The 904-nt window shown below is 56.1% G+C and carries 2 protein-coding genes; both read right to left on the bottom strand.

From position 1 onward, the window contains the following. Positions 1 to 622 (bottom strand): hypothetical protein (locus ACGTN6_RS20565; protein WP_394594912.1); only part of this gene is annotated, 622 nt, incomplete at its 3' end. Between the two features lies 1 nt (position 623). Continuing rightward, positions 624 to 904: hypothetical protein (locus tag ACGTN6_RS20560; protein ID WP_394594910.1), on the bottom strand; the 281-nt coding region annotated here is incomplete at its 5' end.

Here is a 904-nt window from a genome sequence, read left to right as displayed (position 1 = left end):
CCCATACCGCCACAGGTAGGCTCCTTGCGGGCTCCTGGTTAGGCAACACCCAAGAACGATCACGCTCTATCACCCGAATCTTTCGTTGAGTGATTTCTCCCATCCCCTGAGCAGCATGCTTTCCGAGTCCCATCACTAGCTCCAGCAGGAGCATGACGGCATCTGGGTCTCCAACGCCGTAACAAACCGCCTTCGGCGCTAAAGCCGTGGTGTAGTTGGTCAGCTTGTTGGCATAGTCACCCCGCTTCTTGTCGATGTCGGGGTAGGGCTTCTTCAATGGTTTTCCAGTTTTTGAGACTCGAGGAGCGATCTTCGCTGCGTCTAGGTCATCATCCGTTTTTAGGCTCCGCACCATCACTCGCTGCTGAAAGTGGATATCTGGATCGATGGCTTTACCGTCAGCTCGGCCTGGCACGCCACTACCTAGGAAAATCGCGCTTGCCCGAAAGATTCCGCTATCGGGATCCATCGCCAAGGGAATATGAGGCGTCAGTTTCTCACCACGTTCCCCCGTCATGGCCTCCGCAGCGAAAGACAGAAGGCCATCCAACGTGGTGCGGAAAGGCACTATGACGGGGGAGCCTAGTGTCAACGTCAGTTCAAAAGAGACATGCTGTGGCATATCACCAAATCTCCGGTTGGTAGAGCTGTCCGTCGGCAAAAATCTGGGCCTCTTCAAACGCCTGCCGGAAACGCTCGGGAATGCTGGTGGCCAAGGTGGTCTCTTGTGTGAGGCGATTGTATTGGGCTCCCACTTCAAGAATGGGATCGAGTGAGCCACTCCAGCTTCCAGGATGGGGGAAACGCGGGTCCCCGATCCAGACCACCGTTTCATCCGTCTTGCGCCGAATGCCTCGCCCCATCCCTTGCGCCAATATCTGGCGCACTAGCTCAAGATCCTGCT

Origin of the sequence: Halomonas sp. B23F22_20, from assembly GCF_043496985.1 — a bacterium.
Taxonomy (GTDB): domain Bacteria; phylum Pseudomonadota; class Gammaproteobacteria; order Pseudomonadales; family Halomonadaceae; genus Halomonas.
This window is presented reverse-complemented; position numbering and strand designations above follow the sequence as displayed.